Source organism: Shimia sp. MIT1388 (assembly GCF_047124445.1).
Taxonomy (GTDB): domain Bacteria; phylum Pseudomonadota; class Alphaproteobacteria; order Rhodobacterales; family Rhodobacteraceae; genus Shimia.
The window spans coordinates 104,757-120,782 of the sequence record NZ_CP138921.1 but is presented as its reverse complement, the minus strand read 5'-3'; the positions used below and the strand labels follow the sequence as shown (position 1 = coordinate 120,782).

General features: G+C 56.5%; 14 protein-coding genes. 12 read left to right on the top strand and 2 right to left on the bottom strand.

Going from position 1 to position 16,026, the window contains the following annotated elements:
* Window positions 1-26 precede the first annotated feature (26 nt).
* Entirely contained in the window at window positions 27-1,031 is a 1,005-nt protein-coding gene (gene moaA, locus SIB92_RS00535) for a GTP 3',8-cyclase MoaA (protein WP_412553981.1), read from the top strand.
* Window positions 1,032-1,041: 10 nt separating this feature from the next.
* On the opposite strand, the gene SIB92_RS00530 is transcribed toward moaA, so the two are convergent.
* Window positions 1,042-2,079 (bottom strand): LacI family DNA-binding transcriptional regulator, encoded by a 1,038-nt coding sequence (locus tag SIB92_RS00530; RefSeq protein ID WP_412553980.1) that lies wholly within the window; start codon window positions 2,077-2,079, stop codon window positions 1,042-1,044.
* Between the two features lie 185 nt (window positions 2,080-2,264).
* Between SIB92_RS00530 and SIB92_RS00525 the strand changes: the two genes are divergently transcribed.
* The 11 genes from SIB92_RS00525 to SIB92_RS00475 all read left to right on the top strand — a co-directional run bounded on the left by SIB92_RS00525 (window position 2,265) and on the right by SIB92_RS00475 (window position 15,248).
* Window positions 2,265-3,494, top strand: a complete 1,230-nt coding sequence (locus SIB92_RS00525) for an ABC transporter substrate-binding protein (RefSeq protein WP_412553979.1) — start codon at window positions 2,265-2,267, stop codon at window positions 3,492-3,494.
* Window positions 3,495-3,605: 111 nt separating this feature from the next.
* A complete protein-coding gene (locus tag SIB92_RS00520; protein ID WP_412553978.1) occupies window positions 3,606-4,538 on the top strand; it encodes a carbohydrate ABC transporter permease in 933 nt (310 codons plus the stop codon).
* A gap of 52 nt (window positions 4,539-4,590) precedes the next feature.
* Window positions 4,591-5,472: a carbohydrate ABC transporter permease gene (locus tag SIB92_RS00515; RefSeq protein ID WP_412555777.1), complete on the top strand. Its 882-nt coding sequence runs from the start codon at window positions 4,591-4,593 to the stop codon at window positions 5,470-5,472.
* Window positions 5,473-5,474: 2 nt separating this feature from the next.
* Window positions 5,475-6,557 carry an ABC transporter ATP-binding protein gene (locus SIB92_RS00510; RefSeq protein WP_412553977.1) on the top strand — a complete coding sequence of 361 codons (1,083 nt, stop codon included), beginning with the start codon at window positions 5,475-5,477 and terminating at the stop codon, window positions 6,555-6,557.
* Between the two features lie 21 nt (window positions 6,558-6,578).
* Window positions 6,579-7,325, top strand: coding sequence for a sugar phosphate isomerase/epimerase family protein (locus SIB92_RS00505; protein WP_412553976.1), 747 nt, complete (start codon window positions 6,579-6,581; stop codon window positions 7,323-7,325).
* 2 nt (window positions 7,326-7,327) lie between these two features.
* Window positions 7,328-8,458 (top strand): Gfo/Idh/MocA family protein, encoded by a 1,131-nt coding sequence (locus SIB92_RS00500; protein WP_412553975.1) that lies wholly within the window; start codon window positions 7,328-7,330, stop codon window positions 8,456-8,458.
* Window positions 8,458-9,513 (top strand): sugar phosphate isomerase/epimerase family protein, encoded by a 1,056-nt coding sequence (locus SIB92_RS00495; RefSeq protein ID WP_412553974.1) that lies wholly within the window; start codon window positions 8,458-8,460, stop codon window positions 9,511-9,513. The genes SIB92_RS00500 and SIB92_RS00495 overlap by 1 nt, the downstream gene beginning before the upstream one ends.
* Window positions 9,514-9,521: 8 nt before the next feature.
* The gene (locus SIB92_RS00490) at window positions 9,522-10,637 is read left to right on the top strand and encodes a Gfo/Idh/MocA family protein (RefSeq protein WP_412553973.1); all 1,116 of its coding nucleotides are present in this window, start codon (window positions 9,522-9,524) and stop codon (window positions 10,635-10,637) included.
* 112 nt (window positions 10,638-10,749) lie between these two features.
* Window positions 10,750-11,868, top strand: coding sequence for a porin (locus SIB92_RS00485; protein ID WP_412553972.1), 1,119 nt, complete (start codon window positions 10,750-10,752; stop codon window positions 11,866-11,868).
* Window positions 11,869-12,066: 198 nt separating this feature from the next.
* Window positions 12,067-13,299: an NAD-dependent epimerase/dehydratase family protein gene (locus SIB92_RS00480; RefSeq protein WP_412553971.1), complete on the top strand. Its 1,233-nt coding sequence runs from the start codon at window positions 12,067-12,069 to the stop codon at window positions 13,297-13,299.
* A 74-nt stretch (window positions 13,300-13,373) separates the two neighbouring features.
* Window positions 13,374-15,248, top strand: a complete 1,875-nt coding sequence (locus tag SIB92_RS00475; protein ID WP_412553970.1) for a glycosyltransferase — start codon at window positions 13,374-13,376, stop codon at window positions 15,246-15,248.
* On the opposite strand, the gene SIB92_RS00470 is transcribed toward SIB92_RS00475, so the two are convergent.
* Window positions 15,187-16,023 carry an AraC family transcriptional regulator gene (locus tag SIB92_RS00470; protein WP_412553969.1) on the bottom strand — a complete coding sequence of 279 codons (837 nt, stop codon included), beginning with the start codon at window positions 16,021-16,023 and terminating at the stop codon, window positions 15,187-15,189. The two genes, SIB92_RS00475 and SIB92_RS00470, sit on opposite strands and share 62 nt — an antisense overlap.
* Window positions 16,024-16,026: the final 3 nt, after the last annotated feature.

Sequence of the window (16,026 nt, the reverse complement as noted above, 5' to 3'; positions counted from 1 at the left end):
TCGATTTTGGCCACTACCAATGCAGTATGACTGCACCATTGATCGATCCGTTTCACCGCGCGGTGTCTTACCTGCGTGTATCCGTCACTGACAGATGCGACTTCCGTTGTGTCTATTGCATGGCGGAGAACATGACGTTCCTTCCCAAAAAGGAACTTTTGACGCTCGAAGAGTTGGATCGTATGTGCTCCACCTTCATCCGGCTGGGCGTTGAAAAACTGCGCATCACCGGTGGTGAACCTTTGGTGCGGCGCGACATCATGACCTTCTTCAAAGGCATGAAACGGCATCTAGACAGCGGTGCCCTGAAAGAGCTGACCCTGACAACCAATGGTTCTCAATTGGAGCGCTTCGCCGAGGAGCTCTATTCTTATGGTGTGCGACGTGTGAACATCTCCATGGACACCATCGACGACCAAAAATTTGCCGACATCACCCGGTGGGGCCGTCTTGAACAGGTGATGCGTGGCATTGACGCCGCACAGGCCGCTGGTCTTCGCATTAAGATCAACGCAGTTGCTTTAAAAGGCTTCAACGAGGACGAACTCTTCACGTTGGCAGAGTGGTGCGCGGAGCGTGACATGGACATGACCTGGATTGAGGTGATGCCGATGGGCGATCTGGGCAATGAGGACCGCATTGACCAGTATTGGTCCCTAGATGATCTGCGCGGCCGACTGGCAGAGCGCTACACACTGACCGATCTCGCCGAGCGCACCGGTGGACCTGCCCGCTACGTACGTCTGGAAGAAACCGGTCAAAAAATCGGCTTCATCACCCCGATGACCCACAACTTCTGTGAAAGTTGCAACCGAGTGCGCCTGACCTGCACCGGACAGTTGTTCATGTGCTTGGGGCAAGAAGACATGGCCGATCTGCGGGGCGCCTTGCGCGGTAGTGAAAGTGACGCGGCGCTCGAAGACGCCATTCGCGCAGCCATCGCGCTGAAACCTAAGGGCCACGATTTCGACTATTCCCGTCAAGTTGTGGACGGGCAAATGTCGCGCCACATGAGCCACACCGGCGGCTAACGCGCCAGGCTTAGGCCTGTTCCTTTTCCCGCACAGGCCCGGTGCTTTTGCGATCCACCAGATAGACCGGCATGATTGTTGGGGAAGCTGTGCTGGGCTGCCCACCGCGCAAGAGTTGCAACAGGCGGCGTGCAGCTTCGTTGCCCATCTTGTTGCGGTGCTGGTGAATTGTCGTAAGCGGCGGGTTAAACACCTCGGTCATTTCAATGTTGTCAAACCCCGTGACAGACACATCGTCTGGCACCTTGATTCCGGCCTCTGTCAATCCGGCAATCAGGCCGAAAGCGATTTGGTCACTGGCACAGACCCAAGCGGTTGGTCCATCGCGCATTGCAGCCACACGCGCAGCGGCCTCTTTGCCTGCCGCAATGGAAAAATCGCCCGGCAACATCCAGCCCGACTGGACTTCTCCGCCACACTCCTGAACGGCGTTTTCAAACGCACTCTGGCGACGATGGGAAAGCACGTTGGTGTCCGGGCCAGCAACATGACCAAACCTGCGATGACCCTGCTGCCAAAGATGCTGCACCAACATGCGAATCCCCGCCTCATTGTCGGCGCGCACCGACGGGCCAGAGAAACCTTCCACCCACTCACAGGCAAAAACGATAGGCACCGGGGCCGTCGCTGATTGCACCACTTGAAGCTCAGTCAAATCAATGCTCCCGTCCAGAATGACCAAGCCATCTGCCTGCCCAGCTGCAATGTATCGTTGAATCTGGTCAGCCGTTAACTGTGCGTCTCCGCTGTCGGTCACGAGCAAGCTGTAGTCCGCCGCACTCAGCTCTCGCTCCAATCCAGAAAGGATGTTCGAAAAGAAAGGGTTGGACAGGTTAGGCACAAGCGCCAATACCGTCCGAGAGGTGTTTGTGCGAAGATTTCTAGCGGCGCGATTGACCCGGTATCCCGTGTCCTTAACGGCCTTCAATACAGCCTCTCTAGTCGCTTCCGACACAACCGAGGGGTCGTTCAAAACACGGCTCACGGTGGCAGTGGACACCCCAGCCAATCGGGCCACATCAACGACTTTGGGCTTTGAGGTTTTCATTAATATTTTTGCGCCTCGAATTATTTATTGACTCGCCGCTCGCAGCGGGGCTACCGTTATGTAATCGATTACACATCACTGTCAATGCCACTCCCTCTGTTAGCAGAGGAGCCTTGAACTGCAGAGATGTTCGGGAGGAAATGTAATCGATTACACGGCGATGACGCCGAAATTGGGAGGAAAGAATGAACTTTTACAAAGCTACCACTGCTACAGTTGCGTTTTGCGCTGCTGGCGCTGTTTCTGCCGCAGAACTGGAAGTCACTCATTGGTGGACATCAGGCGGTGAAGCAGCTGCCGTTTCTGAATTTGCCAAGGCTTTTGACGCCACGGGCAACACCTGGGTCGACGGCGCGATTGCGGGCTCTGGCGGTACAGCCCGTCCAATCATTGTCAGCCGCATCATTGGCGGCGACCCAATGCATGCAACTCAGCTGAACCATGGGCGCCAAGCAGAGGAGCTGATAGAAGCTGGGCTGATGCTGGACCTCACCGATGTGGCCACAGCTGAGGGCTGGAAAGACATCGTAAATCCAGGGTCCCTGCTCGACAGCTGCACAGTCGATGGCAAAATCTACTGCGCCCCCGTGAACATCCACTCATGGCAGTGGATATGGCTGAGCCACCAAGCCTATGCAGATGCAGGCATCGACGTACCTTCGAATTGGGACGAGTTTGTTGCTTCCGCCCCTGCGCTTGAAGCCGCCGGCAAAATCCCACTCGCCATGGGGCAACAAGCATGGCAGTCCTCCGGCGCCTTTGGCGTGATCAATGTGGCTGTGGGTGGCCCTGATCTATGGAACAAAATCAACGTCAACAAAGACGCTGAAGCCGCGGCGGGCCCTGAGATGGCCAAAGTATTTGAAGCTGCCGCTGCAGCGCGCGCTATGGCGGCGAACTCCAAGGTTCAAGATTGGAACCAAGCGACCAACCTCGTGATCACAGGCCAAGCGGGTGGACAGGTTATGGGGGACTGGGCCCAGGGTGAATTCCAAGTTGCCGGTCAAGTTGCAGGCCAGGATTATACCTGCCTGCCTGGTCTGGGTGTGAATGAAATCATTTCCACCGGCGGTGACGCCTTCTACTTCCCGAAGCAGGACGATCCTGGAATTGAAGCGGCGCAAAAAGAGCTGGCCAAGCTACTTCTAAGCCCAGAAGTTCAGGTCAACTTCAACCTGAAGAAAGGCTCGCTGCCAGTGCGTGGCGATATTGATCTCGCCTCTGCGAACGACTGCATGAAAAAGGGTCTGGAGATCCTCGCAAGCGGCAACATCCTGCAGTCCGGTGATCAGGTCTTGTCTGCCGACACCTCAGGCCAGATCGAAGACCTGATGGTCGAGTTCTGGAATGATCCGTCCTACTCCGCGGCAGATGCTCAGGCAAAATACGCCGAAATCATCGCCGACGCGGACTAAAATGGTCGCGGAGCCCGAAACTTCGGGCTCCGTCACTCTCCGCTGCCCCAATTGCCCCAAACGACCTGATCAAGCCAATCCTTTTGGCACATCAGGCTGGAGACCTGAGCCATGGCTGTGACTGATGGCGCGCAAGTGGTGTCCCAACGGACAACCTCCAAGCGACCAAACCGCCTTTTCAAAAACATGACGGCGAAACTCGCCTCAATCCCGATGATCTTCACAGCGCTGGTGGTTTTCATTGGCTGCACGATCTGGACGATCTACCACTCCTTCACCAAATCCAAATTGCTGCCCGCGCCAGACAAATGGGTTGGCTTAGACCAGTATGAGCGCCTCTGGAGCACTCGTCGGTGGTTGGTGTCCATCGAGAACCTCGCGATTTACGGCATCTGCTCTTTGGTGCTGAGCCTTGTGATTGGCTTCACCCTGGCCGCCCTCTTAGACCGCAAAATCCGCGGCGAAGGCGTTTTCCGCACAATCTTTCTTTATCCTTTCGCGCTGTCTTTCATCGTGACAGGACTGGTTTGGCAATGGATCCTCAACCCGCAGTTTGGCATCCAGGGCGTCATTCAAAAATGGGGCTGGGAAAGCTTCACATTTGACCCACTCAACAATGCCAACATCGTCATCTACGGCATCCTGATCGCAGGCATTTGGCAAGGCTCAGGCTTCATCATGGTGATCCTGTTGGCTGGCTTGCGCGGCATTGACGAGGACATCTGGAAAGCGTCTCGCGTTGAAGGCATCCCAGTTTGGAAGACCTACATCTTCATCATCATCCCGATGATGCGCCCGATCTTTGTGACCGCGCTAGTTCTGATCGCCGCCGGAATCATCAAAGTCTATGACCTCGTTGTGGCGCAAACATCTGGCGGCCCAGGCATCGCCTCGGAGGTCCCCGCCAAATACGTCATCGAGAAAATGTTCCAATCTCAAAACCTTGGCCAAGGTTTCGCGGCCTCCACCATGATGCTGCTTTCAGTTCTGGTTGTGCTGATCCCATGGGCCTATCTCGAATTTGGAGGCAAGCGCCGTGACTGATGCAACCGTAAACTCCAAAACAACACCGCGCGGCACGAAACCTCGCAAACGCATGACCCCAACCAACATCATGCTTTATGGCACATTGTTTGTGGCCTCCGTTTACTACCTGCTGCCGCTCTATGTGATGGTTGTCACCTCGCTCAAAGGCATGCCAGAAATCCGCTTGGGCAACGTGTTTGCCCCGCCAGTGGAAATCACCTTTGAGCCATGGGTCAAAGCCTGGGCCGAGGCCTGCACCGGCATCAACTGCGACGGTCTGTCCCGCGGCTTCTGGAACTCGGTGCAAATCCTTGTGCCATCCGTTGTGATCTCCATCGCCATCGCCTCGGTCAACGGCTACGCGCTGTCACTGTGGAAGTTCAAAGGCTCCGAGGTGTTTTTCACAATCCTCATCTTTGGCGCCTTCATTCCCTATCAGGTGATGATCTACCCCATTGTGATCTTGCTTCGGGAAAGCGGCGACATCTTCTCCGCGATCACCGGCACCAAAATCCGACTGATGGGCAGCATCTGGGGGCTGGTGATTGTGCACACTATCTTTGGCATGCCGATCCTAACCCTTCTGTTCCGGAACTACTTCGCCTCGGTGCCTGAAGAACTGTTCAAGGCAGCACGGGTGGATGGCGCTGGCTTCTGGCAGATCTACTTCCAGATCATGTTGCCAATGGCGCTGCCAATCTTTGTTGTCGCGATCATCCTCCAAGTCACCGGCATCTGGAATGACTTCCTCTTTGGCGTGATCTTCACCAAGCCGGACACTTACCCAATGACGGTGCAGCTCAACAACATCGTGAACTCGGTGCAGGGCGTCAAAGAATACAACGTCAACATGGCCGCAACCATGCTCACCGGCCTCGTTCCTCTCATCATCTACTTTGCCTCCGGCAAACTCTTCGTGCGCGGCATCGCGGCTGGCGCAGTAAAGGGCTGACTATGACCAACGTAAACGTAAAAGATCTCACCCTAGAGTTTGGCGCCGTGCGCGTCTTGGACAAACTCAACATCGACATCCAGGAAGGCGAGTTTCTTGTACTTCTTGGGGCTTCTGGCTGCGGCAAATCCACTTTGCTCAACTGCATCGCTGGCCTGCTGGACATCACGGATGGTGAAATTCACATTGGCGGCCGCAATGTCACCTGGGAAGAGCCGTCTGAGCGCGGCATCGGCATGGTGTTCCAATCTTACGCGCTCTACCCGCAGATGTCGGTGGAGGGAAACCTGTCGTTTGGTTTGAAAAACGCCAAGGTGCCAAAACCGGAAATCGCCAAACGTGTGGCCCGCGCCGCTGAAATCTTGCAAATTGAGCCATTGCTAAAGCGCAAACCTGCCGCTCTCTCCGGCGGACAACGCCAGCGGGTAGCAATCGGCCGCGCGCTTGTGCGCGATGTGGACGTGTTCTTGTTTGATGAGCCACTGTCCAACCTGGATGCCAAACTGCGTGCGGACTTGCGGGTGGAACTCAAACTCCTGCACCAGAAGCTCGACAACACGATGATCTACGTGACGCACGATCAGGTCGAGGCCATGACCCTCGCTGATCGTATCGCCATCATGCGGGGTGGTGTTGTGCAGCAAATCGCCAGCCCGTCCGAGGTCTACAACCGTCCGTCCAACAAATATGTGGCGGGTTTTATCGGCTCCCCCACGATCAACTTCTTTGAGGGCTCCATCACCGATGGCGGTAGCGAGTTCCTTTCCGCAGACATGCACTTCCCACTCACGGGATATGACGCCTCGCAGGGCGCGCTAACGGCGCGTCCGGCCTGGCTCGGCATTCGCCCAGAAGCCGTCATCACTGGAACAGATGTAGATCAACAGCCCTTCACCGCTGGAATCACCGTGGAACTGGTGGAACCGATGGGCTCAGACACGCTGATCTATACCACACTTGCCGGAACGCCATTCCGCTTCCGCATGAGCGGAAAAGCCACCGTGGCAGCAGACGACACCCTCGAAATCGGCTTTGATCCCGCTCAGGGTTCCCTCTTTGACAAATCAACTGAAAACCGTCTTTGACGCTCATTTCTGGAGACTTTCATGAGCTTTTCATTCCAACTGTACTCCTCACGCAATGTCGCGAGCCAGGAGGCCTTTCTCTCTAACCTAGCCGAACTTGGCTACACCAGCGTGGAGGGCTACGGTGGCGTTTATGGCGACCCTGACTCCTTTGCGGAAGCCATGTCAGCGAATGGCTTGACCATGCCCAGTGGTCACTTTGGCATCGACGACCTACGTGACAACTTTGACGGCGTCATGATGCTTGCGGACAGCTTTGGCATCAAACACGTGATCGTCCCCTACCTCGTCGCCGAAGCACGCCCCACCGACAAAGCCGGATGGCAAGCTTTTGCCAAAGAACTGTCCGAAATCGGTTCAAAAGTCCGCGCTACTGGCAAGACTTTCTCTTGGCACAACCACGACTTCGAATATGAAGCGCTAGAGGACGGCAGCTATCCAATGGATATTATCCTGGAAACCGCGCCAGACATCGGCTGGGAAGCCGACCTTGGCTGGGTGGCCCGCGCAGGCCTGGACCCAGCGCCGATTGTAGCCAAACATGCAGACCGCCTTGTCGCAGTCCACGTCAAGGACATCGCTAAAGACGGTGAAGGTCTCGATGAAGACGGCTGGTCTGACATTGGCGAAGGCGTGATGGATTGGCCCGGATTGATCCGTCAAATCCGCGATCAAGCCCCCAACGCCATTCTGGTTGCAGAACAGGACAATCCGAGCGACGCCGTGCGTTTTGCATCTGTCTCTATGGCCAACCTAAAGGACATTTGATCATGGGAACCGCAGTGAAAGTTGGCATCATCGGATGCGGCAACATCTCCACCACCTACATGCGTATGGGGCAGTTTTTCAAAGACTACAAAGTTGTCGCCTGCGCCGACTTGAATCCAGAAGCAGCCGAGTCACGGGCTGCCGAGTTTGGCTTACGTGCTTTGAGCATTGAAGAACTCCTGGCCGATCCGGAAATTGAAATTGTGGTCAACCTGACCATTCCGGCAGCGCATTTTGAGGTATCGAGCGAAATCCTGAAAGCCGGCAAGCACGTTTATTCGGAAAAACCCTTTGTGCTGACTGCAGAAGAGGGTGCCACGCTTTCTGAACTGGCCGCAGCTCGCAACTTGCGCATCGGCTCCGCGCCTGACACGTTTATGGGTGGCAGCCACCAAAAAGCGCGCGAGATTTTGGACAACGGCGAGATTGGCCAAGTGACCTCGGGCACCATCCACGTGATGAGCGGCGGTATGGAACATTGGCACCCCAACCCGGATTTCTTTTTCCTTCCCGGTGCCGGGCCGATCTTTGACCTGGCCCCCTACTACGTGACTAACCTTGTGCAATTGCTCGGCCCCGTCGAAAGCGTGACAGCCATGAGCAGCACCCCACGTAGCCACCGCACGATCGCCTGTGGTCCACGAAATGGCGCGCAAATTCCGGTTGAAACACCGACAACCGTTCATTCGATCCTGAAGTTCGCAGATGGGGCGATCATCAGCTACGGCACCAGCTGGGATGTCAAATCCCATGAGCACAACAACATGGAAATCTATGGCCTCGACGGAACACTCTATGTGCCGGACCCCAACTTCTTCGGAGGCCAACTCCGGCTTGTCCGGAGCGACGAAGATGAAGCGCTGATTTCCACCGGCCACCCATTCTCCAAACCCAATGATGGCGACAATGCCAATTACCGCGGCGCGGGCTTGGCAGATATGGCCGCCGCCATCCGCGATGGACGCCAACATCGCTGCAACAATGAATTGGCCCTTCATGTGGTTGAGGTCATGGGCGCGATCTTACAATCCGGCGACACCGGCCAGACTGTCGCGATCCAAAGCACCTGCGACCGCCCAGCGCCCTTTGGCGCGGACGATGCCTTTGCAATCATGGAGCTGGAGGAGACCTGATGCCCACAAATCTCAAAGGCCCTGGCCTGTTCCTCGCTCAATTTGCCTCTGACGAAGCGCCGTTCAACTCGTTGGAAGCCATTGCGGATTGGGCGTCGGGGTTAGGCTACAAAGGGCTTCAAATACCCTCTGGGGACATTCGGCTCTTTGATCTCGACACGGCTGCTTCGTCGCAAACCTATTGCGACGAACTCATCGGCATGTTGGCGGATCGCGGGTTGGAGATCACCGAACTCTCAACCCACATACAGGGCCAACTGCTGGCTGTGCATCCAGCCTATGACAAGCAATTTGATGGCTTTGCGCCCACAGCGGTGCATTGCAATGGCAAAGCGCGCCAAGAGTGGGCGCAAGACCAGCTGCTTAAAGCGGCGAAGGCCTCGCGGAACTTGGGGCTGACCGCGTCTGTCAGTTTCTCCGGGTCTCTGGCCTTTCCCTATCTCTATCCCTGGCCACAACGGCCGGCAGACTTGATTGAGGAAGCGTTTGACGAACTTGCAAAGCGTTGGCTGCCCATCATGAACGCCTACGATGAAGCCGGTGTAGACATCGCGTTTGAATTGCATCCGGGCGAAGACCTTTTTGACGGCGCAACCTTTGAAATGCTGCTTGACCGTCTCAACGGCCACAAGCGCTGCACCATCAACTACGACCCAAGTCACTTCCTGCTGCAACAGCTCGACTACCTGGCGTTCATCGACATTTATCACGAACGCATCACCGCCTATCACGTGAAAGACGCCGAATTCCGCCCCGATGGCCGTCAGGGCGTTTACTCCGGCTATCAGCCTTGGCTTCAACGCGCCGGGCGCTTCCGGTCGCTTGGTGACGGTCAAGTCGACTTCAACGGCATCTTCTCCAAACTGGCGCAATACGGCTACGACAGCTGGGCAGTTCTGGAATGGGAATGCTGCCTGAAGGATGCCGCTACAGGCGCCGCAGAAGGCGCTCCCTTCATCGCAGATCATATCATCAACGTGACCGAAAAGGCGTTTGACGATTTCGCCGACAGCGGATTGAGCCGCGATGACACCCGTGCGCTGCTTGGTTTGTAGGAGTTGAAATGCAAAAGCTGAAACTTGGCATGGTCGGCGGCGGCGAAGGCGCCTTTATTGGCGCCGTGCACCGCATGGCCGCCCGATTGGACGGACATTGGGATTTGGTGGCTGGCTGCCTGTCCTCAACACCCGAGAAAGCCCAGCGCAGTGCAGACTCGTTGGGACTGGAACGGAGCTATAGCGCGTTTGAGGACATGGCGACTGCTGAGAGCGCCCGCGAAGACGGCATCGACGCGGTGTCCATTGTCACCCCCAACCATATGCACCTGCCAATCGCACGCACCTTTTTGGCTGCCGGCATCCACGTTATTTGCGACAAACCCCTCACCACCGATCTGACGCAGGCAGAAGCCTTTGCACAGAACTGCGACGGATACGACGCACGCTTTTTCCTGACCCACAACTACAGCGCGTCACCGCTCATCCGCCAGGCCAAAGCGATGATTGAAGACGGTGAGTTGGGCGACCTTCGCTTGGTGCATGCAGAATACCTGCAAGATTGGCTCTCCCGCCCCGCCGATCCCGACAATGTTCAGGCAGCCTGGCGCACGGACCCCGAACGCACCGGCGGCGCAGGCGCAATCGGCGACATCGGCACCCACGCATATCATTTGGCGACATTTGTCGTTGGCGAGCAGGCCAGCCATCTTGCCGCGGACCTCAGCAGCTTTGTCGGTGGGCGACAAGTGGACGACAATGCCAACATCATGCTCCGCTTTACGTCCGGCGCCCGCGGATCCATTTTTGCCAGCCAAGTGGCAACAGGCACAGAAAACGGGCTGAAACTGCGCATTCACGGTACCAAAGGCGGGCTGTTTTGGGAGCAGGAAAACCCCAATCAGTTGATCTTCACATCCATTGGCGGTGTCGAACAACGCATCACCCGTGCAGGTGCCGGCGCAAACAACGCTGCGAACGCCGTGTCACGGACACCGGGAGGTCACCCAGAGGGCTATTTGGAGGCCTTCGGCACCCTCTACCGCGACATCGCCCGCGAATTGTCAGGCGAGCATGGAGCGGCTCAAGATGTTCCAGGACTTCAGGATGGTCTCGCGGGTATGCGCTTCATTCACGCTTGCCAACAGTCGTCAAAAAACAACGCAGCCTGGCAGACACTATAGCGCCAAGACTTCAGCATTCTGTTGCAGGACCAACGCGCTCGCCTCCGATCGGTCCTGCAAATACTTGAAACGACCGCCACTATCCCTTCTGATACCTTCAGGAGGGCGGCCCGTGCAAAAAGCCATCACAGCTCTTGGACTTACGGCTCTGCTCAGCAGCGCCACATCTGCGGCGTCACAACAGAATGACGCGCCTCCACAAGGCGTCACGTTCTATGGCCAAATCAACCGCGGCGTCTTGAGCTATGATGATGGCCCAACAGACAACACCTATTGGTTTGTCGACAATTCAAAGTCTGTTTCCAGGATCGGCGCCACCTATGACACGCCTCTCAACGACGGCTGGCGGTTGCACGCGCGCGGTGAAATTGCGCTAAAATGGAAAGAAACCAATGTCGTCAACCGCAACGACCCGCACGACGACAACTACGAGTTTGACCGCACGCAGCTTCGCAAACTCGAGGTTGGTTTCGTGCACGACACCTATGGCCGGTTCACCATCGGACAGGGGGCCATGTCCGCGGACGGCATCACCGGTCTGGACCTCTCGCTCACAACTGTAGTTGCAGGGACACCGGTGCAAGATGCTGCCGGAGGGCAACTTCTGGTTCCGCTAGGCGCAAACACCCCCGACAACAAACGGGTCAAACAGGCTTTTCGCTCCATGGGCAGTTCCCGCCGCCTGCGGCTGAGATACGATGCGCCAATCACCAACGGCTGGCGCTTCGTCGCTGCCGCCGGTCAAGAAGTACTCTCTTACAGCGACGATCAACTCTATGCAGACACGTCCCTGCGGTACGATGGGGATCACGGCGACTTTCGCGTCCGCGCAGGCGGCGCGCTGCGCTGGATAGAAGAGCGTCCCAACGTTTTTATCGCCTCCGGATCCATCCTGCACCGCCCCAGCGGCTGGAACATCACCATGGCAACCGGACACGAGAGCAGCGGCGCACATTATTACTACGGCAAACTAGGCTACATCGGCCGCTGGTTCGACCTAGGACAGACGGCCATCTCCGTCGACATCTATGACGGCGACAGCATCTATCAAAACCGCTCATCTCCCGTGTCCTTCAGTTCTAGCCGTTCCTACGGGATCGCGGTGGTGCAAAAAGTAAAATCACCCAAGGTCGATCTTTATGCGTTGCTTCGCAGATACGAATACTCTGACTCCGCGGCCCAGTATGAAGACAGCCTGGCATTTCTCGCCGGCGTCCGCTGGACGTTTTAGCCCCCCATCCGCTGAGACATTATTTGAAGCGTCGTGCCACTTTGGCACATCTGCTGACAATCCTGTCTCAAATTCTTAAGTGAAACTCATTCACATATCCCATCTTTGGTTCATGAGATGAAGCGCGAACTTCAAAAGAACCCAAAGGGAAACGCGAAATCTCTCCAACACCGAAACAAAATTTTGGAGGGAACTACCATGGAAAAGAACATCATTGTCATCGGCGGCGACGGCTTCTGCGGCTGGCCAACATCGCTTCACCTGTCGCGCAGCGGCTACAACGTAACCATCGTGGACAACCTGTCCCGCCGGCGCATCGACGAAGACCTTGGCGCACAAAGCCTCACCCCAATCGCATCCATCGAAGATCGCCTTGCAGCCTGGGAAGAGGTGTCCGGCAATACCATCCGCTTCGAAAACATCGACACAGCACAGCAGTTTGACGCCCTGCACTCCCTACTGGACGAATTGAAGCCGGAAGCCGTTGTGCACTTTGGCGAACAACGTGCCGCTCCCTACTCCATGCGCGGCCTGACCGAGAAACGCTACACCGTGGACAACAATATCAACGCCACTCACAACCTGCTTGCCGCGATTGCGGCACTGGGGCTGGACACACATGTTGTGCACCTCGGCACCATGGGCGTTTACGGTTACGATGGCGACGGCCTGGAAATCCCGGAAGGCTACCAAAAAGTCATGGTCTCAGGCGATGACAACGTCATCTACCAGCGGGAAATCCTCTACCCAACCAACCCGGGCAGCGTTTACCACATGACAAAATCCATGGATCAACTGCTCTTCCAGTTCTACGCGAAGAACGACCAGATCCGAGTGACCGACCTGCACCAGGGCATTGTTTGGGGCACACAAACTCCCGAAACCAAACTGGACGAACGCCTGATCAACCGGTTCGACTATGACGGTGACTACGGCACAGTTTTGAACCGCTTCCTGGTTCAGGCGGCTGTCGGCCACCCCCTGACGGTGCACGGCACCGGCGGTCAAACCCGCGCGTTTATCCACATTCGCGACACTGTGCGCTGCATTCGCTTGGCGATCGAAAACCCACCCGCAAAAGGCGAGCGCGTTGTGATCCGCAACCAGATGACAGAAACCCACCGTGTTCGTGATCTGGCACGCCTTGTGGCGTCTATTAGCGGGGCACAGGTGGCCATGGTCGAGAACCCCCGCAAAGAAGCGGCAGAAAACGACCTTAGGGTCAGCAACGCAAGCTTCATCGCGCTGGGACTGGAGCCCACCACGCTGGAAGAAGGACTACTGGAGGAAACCGTCGAGATCGCAGAGCGCTACGCGGATCGCTTTGACTGTGCCACCGTCGCCGCGGCCTCGATCTGGACCAAAGACCAGCACGCCGGTGTGGTGACAGAAGCGGCTTTGCTTGCTGGTCAAGCGCAGCCCGCCGCATAATTACTTCCCAAACGCCATCCCGGTCCGATACAACAATCGGGCCGGATTTTTTTGTTCATTTTTTAGGAGATACGGTGAGCGAGCCACCCAAAGCCTCCCAAAACGAATACTGGTCGGTGGACAGCCAGCCCGCAAAACTGTCTGGCCGCGTGCCGCTTTGGAAAGCGCCAGCGGTTTTGGCCACTTTTACTGCGCTCGGCGCCCTATCCCTGATTGTCCTGCAAAACGACGCGCTGCTCGGAAGCTTTTTCACGGCCAATGACTGGGTCTTTGCGCCAGTGCCCGGGCAACACTTTATCGCCATTCGCCACTTTCTGCTGGCGTTTTTTGTGAGTTTTGGGGTGTTCGCCAACGGCTCCGCCATTGTACGCCTGAAATTCATTGCCGATCTGGTCGTTTCATTTCTGGCAATTTGTCTCGCCATCGATCTGTTTTCTGTCTTTCTCTGGCAGGCATTCGATGTCCCGATTTCTCTGCGCAATCTTCAAATCGCGACGGGTCTGATCGGTTTCGCAATCTTCTCCGCCCGTCTCTACACTTGGGGCGAAATGCCCGCGCCTGTACATATGGCCGTGACACCAGCCCATCCCCTCCGCTCGTTTGGACGGTTTTGGGTACTGGTAGCCCTCGCAGGCATTTTGTCCTGGTGGGTCAATCAGTTGGATTTGCAAACAGTCTTCTGGCTCAGAGGCCGCGCTTTGTTAGGCGGTCTTGGCCCCGGGGTGTTCTTGTTCCTGCCATCGTTTTTTTTCATGATGTATCTGCTGGCGGTCTGGGACCGTCGGAAAGAAAAATACGCGAGAGACTTCGCGCCAGATGTCACAATTGTCATTCCGGCTCACAACGAAGAATACATCATCGCAGCCACACTGCAGGCCATCGACAAGGCTGCCGCAAGGTACTCAGGTCAGGTCACGGTTTATGTAGTGAACAACAACTCAATCGACGGCACGTTTGACGTTGCCAACACAACCTTTGACCGCTTCGAGCACGCCAAAGGGGTTGTCATAAACGAACCGCGCCCAGGCAAAGCGCACGCTCTCAACACAGGTTTTGCAGCTGTGACAACTGGTTTGGTCATCCGGATCGATGCTGATACTCAAATTGATCCAGACTCCTTGCGGTTTGCCTTACGCCACTTCACCGATCCGCACCTTGGGTGCTTGGGCGGCGTTCCCAACACCCGTGGCCGCTCCTTCTTTGAGCGCGCTCGATTGGCTGAGGTGCTGATCAATCATGGGTACTATGCCATTGCCAACACCGCGATTGACGGCCAAGTCGCGATCCCCGGCATGTTTGCAGTCTACCACAGTGATCTGGTGCGCAAACTAGGCGGCTTCGCCTTTGGCCTCAACGGCGAGGATAGTGATATGTCGATGCGCATTGGCGAGTTGGGTTACCGCATCCAGGTCGACCCGCAGGTGCGCTACGAATCCGAAGTCCCGGCGACTTACGCACATATGCGCGAACAGCGCATGCGCTGGTTCCGTTCCGCGTTTCACATCACAGCGCGCTGCCGCGAAGCAACGGAATTTCGTAACCCATCTCTGCGTGGCTGGCTTGTCTTGCCCATCATGTTGCTGAATACAGCCGTGCGCACCATGGGCATCCCCTTGGTGATCTTTGGTTTGATTGAATTACTGGAGCCCTTCGACACCGGCCCGCGTCCTCTTTGGACGGCCGTTGCCGCTGTGATCCTCGGCGCGCCAACCTTGGTGGCCCTAGGGGCGATTATCATCAACAAGACGCCCCGCGCCATTTTGTGCCTGCCCGAATACACGGTGTTTCGAATGATGCGCGCCTATTTCACTTTGGAAAGCATGCTTTCAATCAAACTCAGCGGGCGAAAGCAAAAATCGCCAATTCAGCTACCAGAGCTGGAACAGATCACTCTTCCCCTTGCGCTTGAACCCGATACGTCCGAGGCGAAAGGCCCTGCATCCGTTTGAAATCCCGGCTGAAGTGAAACGGGTCCTGGTAGCCGCATTGCAAGGCCACCTGTGCAATCGGTTTTTCCGTAGTGCGCAACACATAGCTTGCCAAAACAATCCGCTCCTTACGCAGCCAACCCATCGGGCTGTTGCCAGTCTCTGCCTTGAAACGGCGAAACAACTGGGACTGGCTCAAGCCAGATAAGGATACCATATCAGCAATGGTCCAGGCGCGGTCCAGTTCTTTGCGAACCTGTTCGGCGACCTTGGAAACCACCGATGAGTCCCTGGCTACAGGATTGACTGAGCGCAAAGAGGACACCTTGCCGAGCACATTGCCCACCAACGCACTTAAAGCGCCGGGGGTGTTGGCGTTCGCCCGAAAGAGCGTGGCAAGAGCCGCGTCAAATGCCCCAGTCAATTCCTGACACCCACTCTCGATCGGTGCCGCATCAAACCCCAACTGCAGACGTACGGCATCCAGCCCGTGCCCTGAAACGGCCATCCAGAGATAGCTCCATTTCTCTTCAGCCTCCGCGCCATGCGCATAGGTCAGCGCGGTATCAATCCATGCGAGGTCGCCCGCCCTCGCCTCATATGCGGCGCCACCAACCTCGATAACCCCTGTGCCCCCTAGCGTAAGGATCAACACATGTTGGTGATAGTTCTGCCGCACCATGCCATCTGCGCCCCGCGCAACCGTGCGCCCCGCCACCGGTACGGCATAGGGCCAAACGTCAAGGTCCGCGGGCGAAACATTGAAAACAATGCTCGAGCTATCAAACGCGCCCAAGGC